General features: G+C 69.3%; 12 protein-coding genes. 5 read left to right on the top strand and 7 right to left on the bottom strand.

The genetic code is table 11. From position 1 onward, the window contains the following. Positions 1–52: 52 nt before the first annotated feature. Genes BAU06_RS12940 through glf form a run of 3 tightly spaced genes read right to left on the bottom strand, consistent with a single transcriptional unit; the run spans position 53 to position 5,420 of the window. Positions 53–1,828 carry an ABC transporter ATP-binding protein gene (locus tag BAU06_RS12940; protein WP_066349732.1) on the bottom strand — a complete coding sequence of 592 codons (1,776 nt, stop codon included), beginning with the start codon at positions 1,826–1,828 and terminating at the stop codon, positions 53–55. A 14-nt stretch (positions 1,829–1,842) separates the two neighbouring features. Then, positions 1,843–3,006, bottom strand: coding sequence for a glycoside hydrolase family 1 protein (locus BAU06_RS12945; protein ID WP_066349733.1), 1,164 nt, complete (start codon positions 3,004–3,006; stop codon positions 1,843–1,845). 11 nt (positions 3,007–3,017) lie between these two features. Further along, a complete protein-coding gene (glf, locus tag BAU06_RS27285) occupies positions 3,018–5,420 on the bottom strand; it encodes a UDP-galactopyranose mutase (RefSeq protein ID WP_066349734.1) in 2,403 nt (800 codons plus the stop codon). A 260-nt stretch (positions 5,421–5,680) separates the two neighbouring features. On the opposite strand from glf, the gene BAU06_RS12955 reads away from it, so the two are divergent. Genes BAU06_RS12955 through BAU06_RS12965 form a run of 3 tightly spaced genes read left to right on the top strand, consistent with a single transcriptional unit; the run spans position 5,681 to position 9,407 of the window. Then, the gene (locus tag BAU06_RS12955; protein WP_066349735.1) at positions 5,681–6,211 is read left to right on the top strand and encodes a (2Fe-2S)-binding protein; all 531 of its coding nucleotides are present in this window, start codon (positions 5,681–5,683) and stop codon (positions 6,209–6,211) included. Next, on the top strand, positions 6,208–7,188 hold the full coding sequence (locus BAU06_RS12960) for an FAD binding domain-containing protein (protein WP_066349736.1): 981 nt from the start codon (positions 6,208–6,210) through the stop codon (positions 7,186–7,188). The genes BAU06_RS12955 and BAU06_RS12960 overlap by 4 nt, the downstream gene beginning before the upstream one ends. Further along, the gene (locus BAU06_RS12965; protein WP_066349737.1) at positions 7,185–9,407 is read left to right on the top strand and encodes a xanthine dehydrogenase family protein molybdopterin-binding subunit; all 2,223 of its coding nucleotides are present in this window, start codon (positions 7,185–7,187) and stop codon (positions 9,405–9,407) included. The genes BAU06_RS12960 and BAU06_RS12965 overlap by 4 nt, the downstream gene beginning before the upstream one ends. Positions 9,408–9,445: 38 nt before the next feature. Here the strand turns inward: BAU06_RS12965 and BAU06_RS12970 are convergent, their stop codons facing one another. After that, positions 9,446–10,270, bottom strand: a complete 825-nt coding sequence (locus tag BAU06_RS12970) for a L,D-transpeptidase (protein ID WP_066349738.1) — start codon at positions 10,268–10,270, stop codon at positions 9,446–9,448. Between the two features lie 66 nt (positions 10,271–10,336). Beyond that, positions 10,337–11,590 carry an MFS transporter gene (locus tag BAU06_RS12975; RefSeq protein WP_066349739.1) on the bottom strand — a complete coding sequence of 418 codons (1,254 nt, stop codon included), beginning with the start codon at positions 11,588–11,590 and terminating at the stop codon, positions 10,337–10,339. 97 nt (positions 11,591–11,687) lie between these two features. Here BAU06_RS12975 and BAU06_RS12980 point away from each other — a divergent pair, with 97 nt between their 5' ends. Continuing rightward, the gene (locus tag BAU06_RS12980; protein WP_066349740.1) at positions 11,688–12,617 is read left to right on the top strand and encodes a LysR family transcriptional regulator; all 930 of its coding nucleotides are present in this window, start codon (positions 11,688–11,690) and stop codon (positions 12,615–12,617) included. Positions 12,618–12,860: 243 nt separating this feature from the next. Further along, positions 12,861–13,106 carry a hypothetical protein gene (locus tag BAU06_RS26175; RefSeq protein ID WP_156770221.1) on the top strand — a complete coding sequence of 82 codons (246 nt, stop codon included), beginning with the start codon at positions 12,861–12,863 and terminating at the stop codon, positions 13,104–13,106. A gap of 99 nt (positions 13,107–13,205) precedes the next feature. Here the strand turns inward: BAU06_RS26175 and BAU06_RS12990 are convergent, their stop codons facing one another. Next, positions 13,206–14,198 (bottom strand): Bug family tripartite tricarboxylate transporter substrate binding protein, encoded by a 993-nt coding sequence (locus BAU06_RS12990; RefSeq protein ID WP_415834862.1) that lies wholly within the window; start codon positions 14,196–14,198, stop codon positions 13,206–13,208. A gap of 66 nt (positions 14,199–14,264) precedes the next feature. After that, complete coding sequence (locus BAU06_RS12995) at positions 14,265–15,182, bottom strand: SMP-30/gluconolactonase/LRE family protein (RefSeq protein WP_066349741.1); 918 nt, start codon at positions 15,180–15,182, stop codon at positions 14,265–14,267. Positions 15,183–15,186 lie beyond the last annotated feature (4 nt).

A 15,186-nucleotide genomic window follows, 5' to 3' on the forward strand; every position in this document is an offset into this window, starting at 1 on the left:
CCGCTCAGCCGCTCAGCCGCTCAGCCGCTCAGCCGCTCAGCCGCTCAGCCGCTCAGCGCGTCGACAGGTTTTCCTCCAGCGGCTCCTGCAGGCTTTGCATGCGCCACAGCGCGCTGAACAGGCCGCCGCGCTCGCGCAGCGCATCGGGCGCGCCGTCCTCGACGATCCGGCCCTCGTCCAGCACGATGATGCGGTCGAAGGACGACAGCGTCGACAGGCGGTGCGCGACGGCGATCACGGTGCGGTTGCGCATCAACTGCCCCAGGGCCTGCTGCACCCGTTCTTCCGAGCGGCTGTCCAGGGCGGACGTCGCTTCGTCCAGCAAAAGGATGGGGGCGTTCTTCAGGAACGCCCTGGCCATGGACAGGCGCTGCCGCTGTCCGCCGGACAGCGAGGCGCCGCGCTCCACGAGCAGGGTCTGGTAGCCGTCCGGCAGGCGGTCGATGAACTCGTCGCAATGCGCCAGCCGCGCCGCCTCGTGGACCTCGTCGTCGCTGGCGTCCGGCCTGCCATAGCGGATGTTCTCCATCACGGTGCGGCGGAACAAGGGCACATCCTGCGGCACCACGGCGATCGCCTGGCGCAGGCTGTCGCGCGTCAGTCCCGCCACCGGCTGGCCGTCGAGCAGGATGCGGCCGGCGCCGACATCGTCCAGGCGCTGCAGCAGGTTCAACAGCGTGGACTTGCCCGCGCCGGATGCGCCCACCACGCCCACCTTCTGCCCCGCGGGAATGTGCAGGTCCAGCCCGCGGAAGACCACATGGCCGTCGGGATAGGCATAGTGCACGGCTTCGAATTCGATCTCGCCGCCCAAGGGTTGGTAGGGGCGGGCGTCCGGCCGGTCGCTCATGCCGTGCGGTTGGGCGACCACGCCCAGCATCTCGGCGATCACGCCGAACTGCTGGGCCGTCCCCACCAAGGCCAGCGCCAGGTCGCGCGAACCATGCAGGATGCGAAAGGCCAGGGCGCTGACCACCACCACGTCGCCGGTGGTCATGGTCCCGCCGCGCCAGGCGTGCAGGGCCCAAAGCAGCATCGTGCCGGCCATCAGCCACAGGCAGATATCGTGCAGCACGCGGGCCTTCTCCAGGTACATCCAGCTGCGCCGCTGCGCGCCCGCCTCCTGGTCCACCTGCCATCGCAGGCGCTTGCGCTCGAGGTGGCGCGCGGCAAAGGCCTGTACCGTCCAGATGTTGGAGACGGTATCGATGATCTCGCCGCCCACCCGAGAGGCGTGCATGCCGTAGGTTTCGTGCAGCTTGCGCCCGCGCACCCCGAACAGCACGATGACGGCCGCCACCGAGGCGACGAACAGCGTCAAGGCCAGGGCCAGCTTCCAGTCTATGGTCAGCAGCACGAGCGTGGCGCCGATGAACTCCACGCAGGGTGGCGTCACGTTCCAGGTCAGCGTCCCGTAGATCGTCGCGCTGGCCGTGGCGGTGGACGATATGCGGTTGCCCAGCGCGCCCGTCAGATGGCGCTTGAAGAAGGGCAGCGAGTGCCCGGTGAGATGGTCGAAAAGATCGATGCGCATATCCGCGCACGAGGCCACGATGGTGCGGCAGCCCAGCCAGCCCGCCGAGCGCCACAGCGCGCTTTCCACGGCGATCAGGGCCAGGAAGAAGGCCAGCGGATGCCAGATGTCGGCCTGGGCGCGGTCCGGCGCCGACATGGCGTCGACGATCAGCTTCATGCCGTATTGCACGAGCACCGCGCAGCTTGCCGCGCCGACGATCAGCAGCGCCAGGGCGGAGAAGCTGCAGGGCCTGGCCCGGACATAGCTGAACAGGAAGGCCAGGGGACGCGAGGGAATGGTGGTGGCGGGCATGGCTGGGAAACGGCTCAGAACGGATAGGCGCGCGCGGCGCCCGCGGCCGGTACGGTGCGCGGCCGGCCCTCGAGCACGCCGCGAAAGCGGCGCTCCTGCCGCACGACTTCCGCGGCGGTGGCGGGGTCGACGCGGCGGCGGCCTTGGGCATCGGCGTGGCCCAGCAGGCCCGTGGGACAGTGCCGGTCGTCCCCCCAGCCGGGATAGTCCGTGACCGGATACAGGCATATCCCCACGATCGGCACGCCACGCGCCATCGCGGCCGCGGCCTCGTCGCAGACGTAGCGCAGCCAGGGTGCGCGCAGCTCGCCTTCCGCGCCGGTCTCGGCGACCAGGATGGGGCGGCGGTAGCGGGTGTGGACAGCATCCAGCAACTCGCGCATGGGGGTGTACGCCGGATCGCCGCGCGAGATGGTCGGACCGTCCAGGTACCACTGGTTATGCGGATAGAAATTCACGCCCACGATGTCCAGGTAGCCGGGCGCCCCGCCCAGCTCGGGCGCCATGGCGCCGCCGATCATGTCCCACCCCTGGTACTGCGCCTGGGTGTGGCCGCGCGCGGCGGCCGTGTCCGCCCCGTCCAGCGGCGCGACATGGATCATGGGATCGGCCAGCACGAAGCGTGCGCGCGCGTCGACCTGCCTTATCGCGTCCATGGCGGCCAGGGTGCAGGCGACCAGCTGGCGTTTCAAGGCGTCGCCGCGGCCCGTGGCGCAGGGACCGAAATGCCCCATCTCGCCCCCGGCCCAGGCCCAGAAGGATATCTCGTTCACGGGGCAATAGAAGGGCACCTGCGGACAGCGCTCGCGTATGAGCGCCGCGGCGTGTTCGGCGTATCGGGCGAAGCGCGCCGGAAACGCCGGGCTCCAGATGTCCAGGTGCTCCGGCCAACCGTAGTGGCACAGGTCCCAGATCACCTGCGTGCCGCTTGCCGCGGCCGCCTCGATCTGCGCCATCGCGCTGCGCCAGTCGAAGCTGCCGTCGGGCTGTTCTATGCGGTGCCAGCGCAAGCCGTCGCGTACCGTACGCATGCCGTACTCGGCCAGCGCGCGATAGTCGGACAGCGCATGGCTGGCGTGGCCGGTGCTTTCCAGCAGGTCCAGCCGCCTGCCGTCGGGAAGCTTCAGGGTCGAGCATTCGAAGCCTCCTTGCAGGAAACTGCGGAACAGGTTCGGCATGGCGGCTCCCGTCATGCGACCGCGGGCTGCGGCGCCACGGTGGGGCCGGCGCGATGCTCGGCCTCTACGCGGGCATAGGCGGCCAGGGCCTGCGCCACCACCTGGTCCATGTTGTAGTAGCGGTAGGTCGCCAACCGGCCGACGAAGAGCACGTGGGGACGCTCGTCGGCCATGGCCTGGTAGCGGCGGTACAGCGCGGCGTTTTCCGGCCGCGGCACCGGGTAGTAGGGGTCGCCTTCCTCGCTGGGATATTCGTAGGTGACGCTGGTCTTGGCGTGTTGCTGGCCGGTCAGGTGCTTGTATTCGGTGATGCGGGTGTAGGGCACGTCTTCGGCCGGGTAGTTGACCACGCCCACCGGCTGGAATCGCGCCTGGTCGAAGGTCGCATGCCGGAAGGCGAGCGAACGGTAGGGCAGCCGCCCGTGGCAGTAATCGAAATACTCGTCGATGGGGCCGGTGTAGACCAGGCGCCGGGCCGGCACGGCGCCACGCAGTTCGCGATAGTCGGTGTCCAGCAATACGTCGATGTCCGGATGGTCCAGCATGCGCTCGAACATTGCCGTATAGCCCCTGTCCGGCATGGCCTGGAAGCGGTCGGTGAAGTAGCGGTCGTCGGCGGACGTGCGGGCCGGCACCCGCGCCGTCACGCTCTTGTCCAGCTGCGACGGGTCCAGGCCCCATTGCTTGCGCGTATAGCCGCGGAAGAAAAGCTCGTACAGCTCGCGGCCCACCTGCGAGACGACCATGTCCTCGGCGGTGCGGATCTGCAATGGGGTTTCGGCCTTGGCCGCCAGGAAGGCCTGCGCGGTTTCGCTGTTGAACGGGCCACCGTACAGCATGGACAAGGTGGTCAGGTTGATGGGCATGGGCACCAGCTTGTCCTCGACCTGCGCCAGCACACGGTGTTCGTAGGGCCGCCATCCCGTAAAGCGGGAGAGATATTTCACCACCTGGTCGGCGTTGGTGTGGAAGATATGCGGCCCATAGCGGTGCACCAGTATCCCGTCCTCGTTCAAATGATCGTAGGCATTGCCGCCTATGTGGGGCCGGCGGTCGATGACCAGTACCCGCTGGCCCAGCCCGGCCGCCAGGCGTTCGGCCAGCACGCAGCCCGCGAAACCCGCGCCGACGACCAGATAGTCATAGCGGGAGGCCCCGGCACGCCCCGCGCGGGCGTCCCGCCTGTCGGGAAGCTCGCCACGCTGCGGCATGGGCACCACCGGCGCCGGACGCCGGGGGGGCACGCGCGCCATCAGCCGCGACATCGCGCTCCAGGTCTGTTCCCAGGACATATCGGCCAGCACGCGATCCGCCTCGGCGGCAAGGACCTGGGGGGAGCGCGCGTCCCGCAGCGCCGCCTCGGCCGCCCGCACGAAGGCTTCCGCGTCGTCCGCGATCCGCACCAGGGGGCAGTCGCCATAGCTGCGCTCGACGTCGGCGATGCGCGTGCTTACCACCGGACGGCCGCCCGCGATGAACTCCGGCGTCTTGGTCGGGCTGATGAAGCGCGTGGACTCGTTCAGCGCGAAGGGCATCAGCGCGACGTCCCACCCGGACAGATAGGCGGGCAGCGCGCCGTAATCCCTGGGCCCGAGATAATGGATGTTGTCCGCGCGCGGCAGCATCGCGGGATCGATCTTGACGACTGGACCGATGAACACCAATTGCCAGTCGGGACGCAGGGCCGCCACGCGTGCGATCAGCGCGGTATCGAAGCGTTCGTCCAGGACCCCATAGAAGCCCAGCTTGGGGCCCGGTATCCGGGCTTGATCGGGCGGCTCGCCGCCGGGCAGGCGCGCCTGCTTGAAATGGTCGACATCCACGCTGCTGGGAAAGGCATGCACGTTGGGATGGCGGGCGCGCTTGGCCTCGTACAGGCTGTATCCCCCCGTGAAGACGATATCCGCGCGGCGCATCAATTCGGCCTCGCGTTCCGTCAGGCGGGGCGGCGCGCCGCGAAAGGCCGACAGCTCGTCCATGCAATCGTAGACCACGACATCGGCCGCCAGGTGCGCCGAAAAGCCCAGCGCCATGGGCGTGTAGTACCAGAGCACGGACGGGTCGATGGCGTCGTCCTCGATGACCTGGTCGAGCAGGGCGCGCACGCGCGCTTCCGTCCGGTCGCCATCCAGCCCCGCGGGAAGCAGGGGCACGAGCACCGTGACGCCCGCCGCGACGGACTGCCGGTCCATGCGCGCCTGCCCGCCGTCGATCGCGATGGGCTCTTCCACGTAATAGACGCGATGCGACTTCGCGAAGCGCGACAGCAGATGCTGCGGTCGCTGATAGACGAAGTTCCAGCGCAGATGCGAGAAACAGATCAGGTCTGGACGCGGGGTTCCGTCGACGGGCGGGCGGGTATCCCCGGCCGACGGCGCGGGGCCGGTGGCTTGCGTGCGGGCGTGGGAAAGCATATTTGCCTCTGTAGGAGGGAGGTGGAGCGGCGCTGCCGAATGGCTTGCCGGCAACGCAGCCGCCATGCCCGCCCGTGTTGCGCGACGCTGCGCATCCGCGGCGTAACGCTGCTACAAGGCGCGGTAACTCATACTCAAGCTCGCGCGGAAATCGCCCGGTACTCATCCCTACGCATGATTGACGCCATTGCGCGGCGCGGATTAGTGTCCCTGTGCCGTCCGGCCGCGTACGGACCGCACCGCCATCGGGGGGCCTGCACATGAATCGGGAAACGCTCAACGCGCCGCCGGCGACGGCATCCGCCCCGGCGGATACCGTCGGCACCATCGCCCTGAACCTGACCGTGAACGGCGAAGCCGTGGCGTTGACCGTCGATCCGCGCATCTCGCTGCTCGACGTCCTGCGCGAACGGCTGCATAAGACCGGTGCGAAAAAGGGATGCAACCAGGGCGCCTGCGGGGCCTGTACCGTGCTGGTCGACGGGCGCCGCATAGTCTCCTGCCTGGCCATGGCGGCGCTGCACGAAGGCGCCCACGTCACCACGATAGAAGGCCTGGCCCGCGACGGCGTGCTGCACCCGCTGCAACGCGCCTTCATCGATCGCGATGCCTTCCAATGCGGCTACTGCACGGCGGGACAGATACTGTCGGGCGTCGCCTGTATCGCGGAAGGCCACGCCCGCACGCCGGAAGACATCCAGTTCTGGATGAGCGGCAACATCTGCCGCTGCGCCGCGTATCCCGGCATCAACCAGGCGGTGGCCGATGCCGCGAAGGAGACGCGGCCGTGACGCCCTTCACCCTGCGGCGCGCCGGCAGCCAGGCCGACGCCATCGCCCTGGCCGCCGCGGGCGGACGCTATATCGCGGGGGGAACGACGCTCTACGACCTGATGCGAGAGGAGGTCGAGTGTCCGCCCGTTCTGATCGACATCAACGCCGTTCCGCTGGACTACATACGCGAGGAACAGGACGGCCTTCTCATCGGCGCCTTGGCGCGCATGTCCGATGTCGCGGCCCATCCATCGACGCGGCGGCTGCAGCCGCTGCTGTCCGAAACGCTGGTGGAAGGCGCCTCGCCGCAGCTGCGCAACATGGCGTCGGTAGGCGGCAATCTGCTGCAACGGGTGCGCTGCCCGTACTTCCGCATGCTGGACGCCGCATGCAACAAGCGCGCGCCGGGAACGGGCTGTTCCGCCATCGACGGCCTGCACGCCGGCCATGCGATCCTGGGCGGCAGCGCCGCGTGTATCGCCACCCATCCTTCGGACCTGGCCGTGTCGCTCGTGGCGCTGGGCGCCGAACTGAGCGTGGCCGGTCCGCAGGGCGCGCGCCGCTTTCCGGTGGAGGAGCTCTATCGCCTGCCCGGGGATGCGCCGCATCTGGAACACACGCTGCGGCCCGGCGAGCTGATCGTGGAAATCCGTGTCCCCGGCGGCCCGCACGCGCGCCGCGCGCGCTATCTGAAGGTTCGCGATCGCGCCTCGTACGAGTACGCGCTGGTGTCGGCCGCGGCGGCGCTGGACATCGCGGACGGCATCATCCGCCACGCGCGCATCGCCTGCGGCGGCGTCGGGACGCGGCCGTGGCGCATGCATGCCAGCGAGGCGATCCTCATCGGCAGGAAACCGGACGCCGATACGTTCGAGGAAGCGGGCAGGGCCGCGCTGGCCGGCGTCCAGCCGCTGGTCCATAACCGCTACAAGGTGCCGCTGCTGGCCCGCACCGTTGCGCGGGCCCTGCAAATGGCCAGCGAGGTGCAGCCATGAACGGATTCGTGGGGATGCCGGCGCCACGCGTGGACGGGCGCGACAAGGTGACCGGCGCCGCCCGCTACGCGGCGGATTTCCAGCGCCCTGGCCAGGCCTACGCCGTCGTGGTCGGTGCCACGGTGGGCCTGGGCCGCGTGGCCTCCATCGATACCGAGGCGGTCGCCGGGATGTCCGGCGTCATCGGCGTGCTGACGCACCGAAACGCGCCGCGCCTGGCTTACCGCGCCCACCGGAGCTTCATCGATCCCGGCGCGGGGGAACGCCTGCATGTCCTGCAGGACGAGCATGTCCGCTTCCACGGGCAGCCCGTGGCCGTCGTCATCGCGCGGACGCCGGATAGCGCCGAGCATGCGGCCATGGCCTTGCCGGTGCGCTATGAGGCCGACACCCCCATCGTGGACCCGCACGACCCGGGTGTGGCGGCCATCGTCCCGACGGCCTTCGGCCCGGAACGCGCCGATCACCGGCGCGGCGAGCCCGAAGCGGCGCCCGGGACCGATCTGGTCACCATACGGGCCGACTACGAGATCGCCCGCCAGAACCACACGCCCATCGAGCTGCACGCCACCACCGCGGAATGGCGCGACGATGGCCTGACGCTGTGGAGCAAGAGCCAGTTCGTGGCCAACGAGCGGGACGAGATCGCCGCCGTCTTCGGGCTGGCGCCGGACCAGGTGCAGGTGGTCTGCCCGTATGTCGGCGGCGCCTTCGGCACCAGCCTGCGCACTTGGCCGCATGTCGTGCTGGCCGCCATGGCGGCACGCCTCGCCGGATGCGCGGTCAAGCTGGTCCTGAGCCGCCGCCAGACTTTCCACGCAACGGGATATCGCCCGCGCTCGATGCAGCACGTGGAGCTCTCGGCCACGCCGGACGGGCAGCTGCGCCGCATCGTCCACGAAGGCCATGGCGAGACCAGCCGCTTCGAAGAATTCACCGAAGCCATGACGTCCGCGACTTCGTACCTGTATGCCTGTCCGAACGTCCTTACCCGCTACCGGCTGCGTCCCCTGGACGTCTCCACGCCGACCCATATGCGCGGCCCCGGCGAGGCCAGCGGCATCTATGCGCTGGAATGCGCGATGGACGAGTTGGCCCATGCCCTGGAAATGGACCCCGTGGACCTGCGGCGGCGCAATGAAACGTCGCGGGACGAGGGCAGGGACCTGCCTTTTTCCAGTCGTTCGATGCTGGCCTGCTACGACATGGGCGCGGAACGCTTCGGCTGGTCGCGGCGCGAGCGGAAGCCCGGATCGATGCGCGACGGCCGCCTGCTGCTGGGGTGGGGCATGGCCGCGTCGACGTATCCCGTTTTCTTCGCCCCGGCGGGCGCGCGCGCCCGTATCCTGCCTGGCGGCCGCTTCGAGATCGAGGCGGCGGCCAGCGACATGGGTCCCGGCACCTACACGTCCATGACCCAGGTCGCGGCCGACGCGCTGGGCGTGCCCATGGACAGCGTCCGCTTTTGCCTGGGCGATTCGCGCTACCCCGCCACGCCGCCCCATGGCGGCTCCATGACCATGGCGTCCGTGGGCTCGGCCGTACTGGCCGCGTGCCGGGCGCTGCAGGAAGAACTCCTGCGCCAGCTGGAGCAGGCTTCCGGCACCCCGCTTACCGGCGAAGCTACCCATAGGCTGTCCTGGCGGGACGGCATGCTGGCCGACGCCCAAGGATCGCTTGCCATGCCCTACGCTCAAGTCCTGGAGCGCATCGGGGGCAGGCCGGTGGAAGCAACGGCCACCGGCGGGCGCGATCCGGCGGCCGGCGAGCGCTTCTCCATGCACGCCTGGGGCGCGGTGTTCGTGGAAATCGCCATCGACCCCGATGTGTACACGATGAAGGTGCGCCGCATGGTCGGCGCCTACGACGCCGGCCGCATTGTCAATCCGCGCCTGGCGCGCAGCCAGTGCGTGGGCGGCATGATCGGGGGCATCGGCATGGCCTTGATGGAAGCCACGGCCCTGGACCGCCGGGACGGCCGGCCCGTCAATGCCCACATGGCGGACTACCTGATGCCGGTCAACCGGGACATCGGCGATATCGACGTGTGTTTTGTCGATGGGCACGATGCGCATGCCAACCCCTTGGGCGTCAAGGGCTTGGGCGAGATCGCGCTGGTGGGCGTCGCGCCCGCCATCGCCAACGCGGTTTTCCACGCGACGGGCAAGCGCCTGCGCAATCTTCCCATCCGCATCGAACATCTGCTGGAAGGGGGCTAGCGCCCACGGTGGCGAGCGGCAAAGCGTTGTCCGGCGCTTTATCGCGGCGCCGGGGACCAGGCGGGACGGGCGGGGCGCTGGCTGTCCAGGATCACGAGATAGCGGCCGGCGCCCTGCGCCGGCGTCCGCCGCGGCAAGAGTACCCATCGGTGCTGTCCGGCCTGCTCGGCGGCCTCGTAGTCGGCATCGATCAGGCCGAACTGGTCCATCAGGACATTAAGGCTGGCCGGAATGCGGACACACCCCTTGGAGTGAACGCGCCCCAGCCGCGGCTCCAGCAGGTCGGGGTCGGTGGCATGCATTTGCAGGCGCATCGTGGCGACCCCGCCGCCGCCCCACCCGCGCACGGCGTGCTGCCACCCGAAGTCGTAGATGCGCATGCCTTTGCGGCCGTAGCCGCGTATGCCGTTTTCGTTCTTCGTGCCTTCGGCGCGGAAATCGCCGTCCGAGACCGAATGTTCGAACACGCCGATGGGGGTTTCGAAGTGATCGAATTCGCCGACCCGGCCGGTGGACACGGGCGAGGCGCCGACCAGGCGCGCGGTGCCGGCGGGAAGCAGCCAGTACAGGAAGATCGCCTGTACGCGCGGATCGCGGTCCACCACCGCCACGTACTGCGGCGCCGACAGGTCCGCGCCCGCCTGCTCCAGCATGAGCAGGGCGTGTACCCCGTAGTACTGCGCCTCGTCCTCCGGCGGATACAGTTGCGGGCGCACGGATTTCCGGTAGGCCGCCGCCACGTCGTCGGGGGCGGGAGAGGCGGGGACGGCCGGGACTGCGGCCAGGGCCGCCAGGATCCATCCGGCCTGGACGGCCAGGCGGGCGATGCGTGTGCGGGCGGCGGTCAGGGGCGGCGTTTTCATCGGAGGTTCGGCCTTTGGGTTACCGTCCAGTATGGACATGTCCCCGGGCAATGGCCTTGACGCCGATCATCCCGCCCGTGCAATGCCGTGCCGCGTGTGGGCCGAGGCCCGCATGCGCAGCCCCAGCGCACCCAGTGCGGCCGCTGTGGCAACTGCCGTCACGCCCATCCAGCCGAAGCTTGCCAAGGCCATGCTGCCCAGCACGCCGCCGGCCGCCATGCCCAGGAACACGCCCACCATCAGCACCGCATTGAGCCGGCTGCGTGCCGCCGGATCCAGGCTGTACACGATGGTCTGATGCGCGATCAAGGCGATCTGGATGCCCAGGTCGAAGCCCACGGTGCTAAGGCCCAGGACCCACAGCGCGCCACCGGGCGGCAGCGACGGCATCAGTGCCATCGCGGCGAAGGACACGGCGGCCAGGCCGGCGCCCACGCGGCTGACCGTGCCGGGGCCATGGCGATCGGCCATGCGGCCCGCCACCGGCGCCGCCAGCGCGCCGATGGCGCCCGCGATGCCGAAGGCGCCCGCCGCGCCGGCGCCCAGGTTGAAGGGTTGCGCATGCAGCATGATCGCCAGGGTGGACCAGAAGGCGCTGAAGGCCAGCGACAGCAAACCCTGCGAGAGTGCGGCCAGGCGCAGCGGGGGCTGCGCGCGCCACAGGTGGGCGATGGATCGCAGCAGCGCGCCGTACGGCAGCCGCGTGGTCGGCGCAAAGGCAGGCAGGCCCCGCCACAGCAGCGCGCCCAGCAGCAGGACGGCCACGGCCGCCGCCTGGAACATCGTGCGCCAGCCGAAGTGCTGCGCGACGAAACCGCTGACGACACGCGACAGCAGGATGCCCAGCAGCAGGCCGGTCATGACCGTCCCCACCGTCTTGCCCCGCTGGTGCGTCGGGCTGAGCGTGGCGGCCGCCGGGACGATGTCCTGCGCCAGCGTTGCCGCCAGCCCCATCGCGAAGCTCGCGCCCAGCAGCGCCTGCATGGAAGGGGCCATGCCGCTGAACAGCAGGGCCAGGCTCAGCAGCAGCGCCTTGACCAGGATGATGCGCTTGCGGTCGTAGCGGTCGCCCAGCGGCGCCAGGAACAGGATGCCGGCCGCGTAGCCCAGCTGCGTCAACGTCGGCAGCCAGCCGACTTCGCGCCCGCTGGCCCCGATGTCGGCGCCCAGGATGCCCAGCATGGGCTGGCTGTAGTACAGCGAGGCCACGCTCAGGCCGGCGGCGACCGCAAGCAGCAGAAGCAGCGGCGCCGGCAGCGCGCGGGATGCGGGATGGCTGGCATGGACCGGCGGTTCATGCGTTGCGCGAATAGAGCTCATGGCAAAGTCCTGGGTGCGTTGGAAAATGCGCCATTGTGACCATAGGAGGAATCGATCGGTAGACGCATGTCGCGCACATCGGTTATACGTGTGACGCATGAAAGAGCCTACCCCCGAAAAAGGCGGCGCGGACCGCCTGACCCTGATCGATACCTTCGTCCGCATCGTCAACGCCGGCAGCCTGAGCGCGGCGGCCGAACAGCTGGGCGCGACCCAGCCCACGGTCAGCCGGCGGCTGCAGGCCCTGGAACGGGCGGTCGGCGTGCGCCTCATCCAGCGGTCCACGCACGGGATGCAATTGACCGAGGAAGGCCGTCGCTGCTACGACCGCGCCGAAGAGCTCATCGCCTCCTGGCAGGCCTTCGACAGCGAGGTCCGCGGCGCGGGCCAGCAGCCCGTGGGGACTTTGCGCGTGGTGGTGCCGCACGCCTTCGGCCAGCAGGAATTCGTGCGGCCCCTGGCGACCTACCTTCGGCGCTATCCCGGCATGCGGGTGGAATGGCTGCTGAACGACCGCATGCCCGACTTCATTTCCGACGGCGTGGACTGCGCCATCCGCGTCGGCGAGGTCCAGGACGAGTCCGTGGTCGCCATCCGGCTGGGAGACGTGCCCCGCATCATCGTGGCGGCGCCCGCCCTGCTGGACGACGGGCCGGTGCCGGACCATCCGAACGACCTGGCGCGCCTGCCCTGGCTGGCCCTGCGTACCTTCTATCGCGACGAGGTCGCGCTGAACAACACGCTCACGGGCGAGGCGGTGCGGCTGCCCATACAGCCGCGCATGGCCACGGACAGTCTTTATGCGCTGCGCACCGCCGCCATACTGGGGCTGGGTGTCTGCGTGGCCTCCACGTGGATCTTCGAGGACGATCTTCGCCAAGGTCGCCTGCGCCAACTGGCGCCGGGCTGGCAGGCCCATGCGCTGCCGCTCAATCTGGTCTATCCCGCCAGCCGGCTGCAGCCGCGCCGGTTGCGCGCCTTCATCGACACCATGCGCGCCGAATTGCCGCGCGGCCCGGGCAACTGACGCGGCGCGAGGCTCCCGGATTTCATTGCAATCGCGTGACGGCTAACGAAATCCAACGTGTTGCGCACGGAGCCGTCATCTTCCCGCGCCGCGGAATCTTTGATTTTCAATTCAGGCTTGGACGCGGCATGGCGCAGCGCGTATGGTGGACACATGGCGGATTCGCCACGCAAACCCGAGGGCCCACGATCGACGATGCCGCGCACCATGGACGTGAAGCCCACGTCAACGCCGGAGGTACCCATGACACCAGACCACGCAATTTCCATCGATGGACATCGCATATATTGCGATGTCGTGCCCATGGCGTCCGGCGGGTACACCATAGAAGTGACCACGCAGCAGGGCGCCTTCGCCGACGAACAGGTGTGGCATCCGAAAGGGCAGCAGGTTTATACGCAGCGGGAAACGGCCGAGCGGGATGCGCGTGCCCTCTTGGCGCGCCTGATGCACGTCCGGCGCGGCGGCGAACCGGAATTCGACGATTAGCCCGCATCGCGGCGCCGCCCGCGATCCCGGCCAGGGTGCGCCTTGCCATGCCCATGGCCGCATGATGCATGCGTTCCCGTCCCGCGCCGGCGCCGCCGGTCAGTCCAGGCGGATATTGCCCCGCTGGACCACTTCCGCCCATTTGGCGTCTTCTTTTTTCAGGTAGTCCGCGAAGGCGGCGGGCGTCGAGCCTACAGGCTGCGCGCCCAGGTCCTTGAAGCGCTTGCGCACCTCTTCTTCCTTCAGGGCCTGGACCAGGGCATCGTGCAGCCTGGCCGCCACGGCATCGGGCACGCCCGCCGGCAGGAAGACGCCATTCCACTCGTACACCTCATAGCCCGGGATCACGGCCTCCGCCACCGTGGGAACCTGAGGCAGGCGCGGCGAGCGCTCTGGCGAGGAAATCGCCAGGGCGCGCAGCCGCCCGGCGTCGATCAGCGGCGAAGAGGCCGCCACGGTGCTGAACATGAAGTCCACCTGGCCGGTCATCACGTCGGTGATCGCCGGTCCGCCGCTCTTGTAGGGCACGTGCACCATGTCCAGCTGCAGCTTCTGCCGGAACAATTCCGCGGCCAGGCGCTGCACCGTCCCGCTGCCGCCCGAGGCAAAGTTGATCTTGCCGGGATGGGCCTTGGCCTGGGCGATCAGGCCCTGCACATCCCGGTACGGCGAATCCGCCTTCACGATCAGCACATTGGGCGCCAGCGAAACCAGCGACAGGGGCTGCAGGGCCGTGCGGGCGTAGGGCATCTGCGCGAACAGATGCGGATTGATGGAATAGGGGGTGGCGTCGTACAGCATGGTGTAGCCGTCCGGCGCGGCCTTGGCCACGTAGCTTTCGCCGATGGTGCCGCTGGCGCCGGCGCGGTTCTCCACGACGATGCTGGTGTTCAGCTTGCCTGCCATGTGCTGTGCCAGCAGGCGGGCCAGGGCATCGGCCGCGCCCCCGGGGGCATACGGGACGACCAGCGTGACGGGACGGTCGGGGAATTCCGCGTGCGCGGCGGAAGTGCCGGCCAGCGCGGACAGGGCAAGCAAGGCGCGCGCCGCGCGCCGGATGAATGAGGGCTTGGCGCCCCGCGATATTGACATTGCTGTCTCCTTTCGATGATGTGTCGTGCCGGTTCCCGGGTACCGGCGGTGTCGCCGGGGGCCTTCTTAGGAAGCGCGCGGTACCGGCATGCCGGGATGGGGCGCGCGGGCGGTGAGGATGCTGCCGGACACCGATTCCGTACAGAACACGGTGCGCCGGTCGGGGCCGCCGAAGGCCAGGTTGGTCGTCGACATGCCTTGTGTGCTGCGCCAGACGGTCATCGGCTCGGCGCGGTGATTCAGCAGCCAGACATAGCCCAGGCCGGGGTTGCAGACGACGAGATTGCCCTCGCTGTCCATCGCCAGCCCGTCCGGCCCGCTCGGGCCGTGGGAGGTAAAGAACTGGCTGACTTTGCTGACGCTGCCATCGGCCATGAGCGGCACGCGCCACACGCAATTGCCGCGCGTCACGGCCAGATAAAGCACGCGCCCATCGGGCGCCACCACTACGCCGTTGGGGCTGGGAATGTTGTCCAGCAGCAGGTCGAGCTGGCCATTGGGGCGCAGGCGATACAAGCGGCCGGTGGGGTCGTGCAGCCCGCTCTGGCCCTGGTCCGTGAAATACAGGTTGCCTTCGCGGTCGAAGGTCAGGTCGTTGACGCCGCGGAAACGCTCGCTGTTGCGGCGTTCCAGGTAGGGCGTGACCGTGCCCGCGGCGACATCCAGCAGCATCAGGCCGTTCTTGTAGTCGGTGATGAGCAGGTGGCCGGCATCCAGGAACTTCATGCCGTTCGGCTCGCCGTCGTATTCCGCGACCAGGCTCCAGCGGCCGGCCGGATCGATGCGGAATACCCGTCCCCAGGGTATGTCCGTCACGTAGAGATTGCCGTGGTCGTCGAAGACGGGCCCTTCCAGGAAGGAGTCGGTGTGCGCGCCGCCGCGGTTGGCATCGGCCCAGGCGCTGCGCCGCGGCCTGCGATAGGCGTCGGGCATCGCGGACCATACGTCGAAGTCCACGACGCGGGGCGGATTGAGCAAGAACATCGTG

This window comes from Bordetella bronchialis, assembly GCF_001676705.1.
Classification (GTDB): Bacteria; Pseudomonadota; Gammaproteobacteria; order Burkholderiales; family Burkholderiaceae_B; genus Bordetella_C; species Bordetella_C bronchialis.